Annotated in this window: 4 protein-coding genes; 3 read left to right on the top strand and 1 reads right to left on the bottom strand. The window is 74.3% G+C overall.

Translation table 11 applies throughout. From position 1 onward, the window contains the following. A partial coding sequence (locus KS423_RS40870) for a hypothetical protein (protein ID WP_224284793.1) occupies positions 1 to 285 on the top strand: 285 nt, incomplete at its 5' end. On the opposite strand, the gene KS423_RS40865 is transcribed toward KS423_RS40870, so the two are convergent. Beyond that, positions 263 to 886, bottom strand: coding sequence for a TetR/AcrR family transcriptional regulator (locus KS423_RS40865; RefSeq protein ID WP_224284792.1), 624 nt, complete (start codon positions 884 to 886; stop codon positions 263 to 265). The genes KS423_RS40870 and KS423_RS40865 overlap by 23 nt on opposite strands. 124 nt (positions 887 to 1010) lie before the next feature. On the opposite strand from KS423_RS40865, the gene KS423_RS40860 reads away from it, so the two are divergent. Together KS423_RS40860 and hutH are read left to right on the top strand one after the other, a co-directional pair. Next, positions 1011 to 2177 (top strand): macrolide family glycosyltransferase, encoded by a 1167-nt coding sequence (locus tag KS423_RS40860; protein WP_224284794.1) that lies wholly within the window; start codon positions 1011 to 1013, stop codon positions 2175 to 2177. A 118-nt stretch (positions 2178 to 2295) separates the two neighbouring features. After that, on the top strand, positions 2296 to 3762 hold a 1467-nt coding region (gene hutH / locus KS423_RS40855; RefSeq protein ID WP_224284791.1), incomplete at its 3' end, for a histidine ammonia-lyase.

The following is a 3762-nucleotide window of genomic DNA, read 5'->3' as shown; positions in this document are numbered from 1 at the left end:
CTCGGGGGCGCGGTGGCGGGCGCCGCCCCCGCGTCGGCGGCGCCGCTGGTGCGGACGGCCGGGGCGGTGCGGACGGTGTCCGAGCGGACGCCTCAGCTGCGGACCGCCGCCGGGGTGCACCGGGTCACGGAGTCCGCGCTGTCCGGGTCGAAGAAGCGCAGGGCCCGGCACGGCTCCCACGGCGGGTTCGGCGGGCTGTTCACCTGGTTCGCCGTCGTGCTGCTGCTCTGTGTGCTGATCGCGGTGGTGGCCGTGTTCTGGTTCAGGCGCCGGGGCCGCCGCTGACGCCGGTGGGCGGGTCGAGTGCCCGGAGGGCGGCGTCGACCAGGCGGTCGGCGTGCTCGTGGGTGAGCGGGCCGAGCCGGTACTGCCAGCGGTAGTAGAGGGGGCCGTAGACGAGTTCGACGGCCAGGTCGAGGTCGGCGTCGGGGGCGATCTGGCCGGCCTCGCGGGCGCTGCGGAGGCGGTCGCGGGTGATCTCCAGCAGCGGGTCCAGCAGGCGGGTGCGGTACTCGGCGTGCAGCGCCGGGTCGTTGAGGATCTCGGCGACGAGCGCCCGGTAGGTGCGGTCGGTGCCGGGGTCGCTGAGCTCGTCGCTGGTGGGGCGCAGGACGGCGCGCAGGTCGGTGGCGAGGTCACCGGTGTCGGGCAGCGCGAGGCCGCCGTCGTGCTCGCCGGCGGCGAGGAAGGCGTCGAAGACGACGGCGCCCTTCGAGGGCCACCACCGGTAGATGGTCTGCTTGCCGACGCCGGCCCGGGCGGCGATCGCCTCGATGGTCAGCTTGCCGTAGCCGACTTCGGCGACGAGTTCGGTGGCCGCGGTGAGGACGGCGGCGCGTGCGCGCTCGCTGCGGCGGGCGGGGTCGGGGGCGGTTCTGGAAGCCATGGAAAAAATTCTATGCGAAACGGCGAGACGAGACGTATTGTCTTCTCAAGACGCCGCGAGACGGCCCGTCTCGTCTCAGTCGCTATCCCCGGAGGTGCCCGTGAACCGCCCCGCACACATCCTGATGGTCTCCGTCCCGGCCCACGGGCACGTCAACCCCAGCCTCGCCGTGATCACCGAGCTGGTCGCCCGGGGCCACCGGGTCAGCTACGTCAACGACCCCTCCTTCCGGGAGATCGTCGAGTCCACCGGCGCGGCCTTCGTCCCGTACCCGACGAAGCTTCCGCTCGCCGACGACCCGGATGGTTGGCCGGAGGACCCGGTGGCGATCCAGGACGTCTTCCTGGACGACACCCTGTCGATGTGGTCCGCCATGCTGGAGGTCTTCGAGGACGACCGCCCCGACCTGGTGCTCTACGACATCGCGGGCTTCGCCGGACGGGCGCTCGGCGAACGGCTGGGCGTGCCGGTGGTGCAGCTGTCCTCCACCTTCGTCGGCTGGGAGGGCATCGAGGAGGACCTGGCCGCGGTCTTCGAGGCCACCCGCAACGGCCCCGGCGGCCCCGAGCACTACCGCCGGTTCGCCGACTGGCTGGCCGAGGCCGGCGCGGTGGAGCGCGACGTGGAGGCCTTCAAGGGCCGCCCCGACCGGTGCGTCGCGCTCGTCCCGCGCGCGCTCCAGCCCAACGCCGACCGGGTCGACGACCGGCGCTTCACCTTCGTCGGGCCCTGCTTCGGCGATCGGGCCCACCAGGGCCGGTGGCAGCGGCCGGCCGGCGCCGAGAAGGTGCTGCTGGTGTCGCTCGGCTCGGCGTTCACCCACCATCCGGCGTTCTACCGGGCCTGCGTCCAGGCCTTCGGCGAGCTGCCGGGCTGGCACACCGTGCTCCAGATCGGCAAGCACACCGACCCGGCCGAGCTCGGCGAGGTGCCGGACAGCGTCGAGGTGCACCGGTGGGTGCCGCAGCTGTCGGTGCTCTCCCAGGCGGACGCCTTCGTCACCCACGCGGGCATGGGCGGCTCCAGCGAGGGGCTGTTCCATGCCGTGCCGATGATCGCGGTGCCGCAGGCCGCCGACCAGTTCGCCAACGCGGACGCGCTGGTGGGCCTCGGCGTCGCCCGCCGGCTGGACACCGAGCAGGCCACCGCGGAGGCGCTGCGCGCCGCCCTGCTGGAGCTGGTCGGCGACCCGGCGGTGGCCGAGCGGCTGCGCGGGTTGTCCGCCGCCGGGCGGGCCGAGGGGGGCACTGCCCGGGCGGTGGCCCTGATCGAGGCCGAGCTGGTGGGGTGACGGGCGGAGGGGCGGCCGGGGGTCGCGGTGTGCGGCGCCGATCCGGAGGGCGGAGAATCCGGATGGCGAGCACCTGTTGTCATATCTTCATTCACCTGATGTGATGGTGTATATGGATATGCACAGTGCTGTGGCCCCCGACGCTCCGCTGGTCCTGGTCGGCAAGGCCGACGTCAGCGCCGAGGACGTCCTGGCCGTCGCCCGGGGCAACGCCCGGGTCGAGATCGGTCCCGACGCCCAGGCCGAGATGGCGGCCGCCCGTGCGCGGATCGACGCCCTCGCGGCCGAGCCGCGCCCCGTCTACGGCGTGTCGACCGGCTTCGGCGCGCTCGCCGTGCGCCACATCAGCCCCGAGCTGCGCGCCCAGCTGCAGCGGTCGCTGGTGCGCTCGCACGCCGCCGGCATGGGGCCGGTCGTCGAGCGCGAGGTGGTCCGCGCGCTGATGTTCCTGCGGATGAAGACGCTGGCCTCCGGCCGCACCGGCGTCCGGCCGCTGGTCGCGCAGACCATGGCCGCCCTGCTCAACGCGGGCATCACCCCGGTGGTGCGGGAGTTCGGCTCGCTCGGCTGCTCCGGCGACCTCGCGCCGCTGTCGCACTGCGCGCTGGTCCTGATGGGCGAGGGCACCGCCACCGGCCCGGACGGCGTGGAGAAGCCCGCCGCCGAGCTGCTCGCCGCCGCCGGGATCGAGCCGGTCGAGCTGCTGGAGAAGGAGGGCCTCGCCCTCATCAACGGCACCGACGGCATGCTCGGCATGCTGGTGATGGCCATCGCCGACCTCCAGCGGCTGTTCACCACCGCCGACATCACCGCCGCGATGAGCCTGGAGGCGCTGCTCGGCACCGACAAGGTGCTCGCCCCCGAGCTGCACGCCCCGATCCGCCCGCACCCGGGCCAGGCGCTGAGCGCCGCCAACATGCTCGCCGTCCTCAAGGGCTCCGGCCTCACCGGCCACCACCAGGACGACGCCCCACGGGTCCAGGACGCGTACTCGATCCGCTGCGCCCCGCAGGTGGCCGGCGCCGGCCGGGACACCCTCGCGCACGCCCAGCTGGTCGCCTCGCGCGAGCTGGCCGCCTCGGTCGACAACCCGGTGGTGCTGCCGGACGGCCGGGTGGAGTCCAACGGCAACTTCCACGGCGCCCCGGTCGCGTACGTGCTGGACTTCCTCGCCATCGCCGCCGCCGACCTCGGCTCGATCTCCGAGCGCCGCACCGACCGGCTGCTCGACAAGGCCCGCTCGCACGGCCTGCCGGCCTTCCTGGCCGACGACCCGGGCGTGGACTCCGGTCTGATGATCGCCCAGTACACCCAGGCGGCGCTGGTCAGCGAGAACAAGCGGCTCGCCGTCCCGGCCTCGGTCGACTCGATCCCGTCCTCCGCGATGCAGGAGGACCACGTGTCGATGGGCTGGTCGGCCGCGCGCAAGCTGCGCCAGGCGGTGGCCAACCTCGGCCGCATCCTCGCCGTCGAACTCACCGCGTCCGCCCGCGCGCTGGAGATCCGTCAGCAGGCCGACGGGGTCGGCGGGCTCGCCCCGGCCACCGCGGCCGCGCTGGCCGCCGCCCGGGAGGCGGGGGTCGGC

It is taken from the genome of Streptomyces sp. LS1784, from assembly GCF_020103755.1.
In the GTDB taxonomy this organism is placed as follows: Bacteria; Actinomycetota; Actinomycetes; order Streptomycetales; family Streptomycetaceae; genus Kitasatospora.
The sequence above is the reverse complement of the archived record's forward strand: the minus strand, read 5'-3'. Positions and strand labels throughout refer to the sequence as shown.

Excerpts from the sequence above, each read along its gene's own strand:
- KS423_RS40865 (WP_224284792.1), bottom strand. The coding sequence starts at position 886 with ATGGCTTCCAGAACCGCCCCCGACCCCGCCCGCCGCAGCGAGCGCGCA.
- KS423_RS40860 (WP_224284794.1), top strand. The coding sequence starts at position 1,011 with ATGGTCTCCGTCCCGGCCCACGGGCACGTCAACCCCAGCCTCGCCGTG.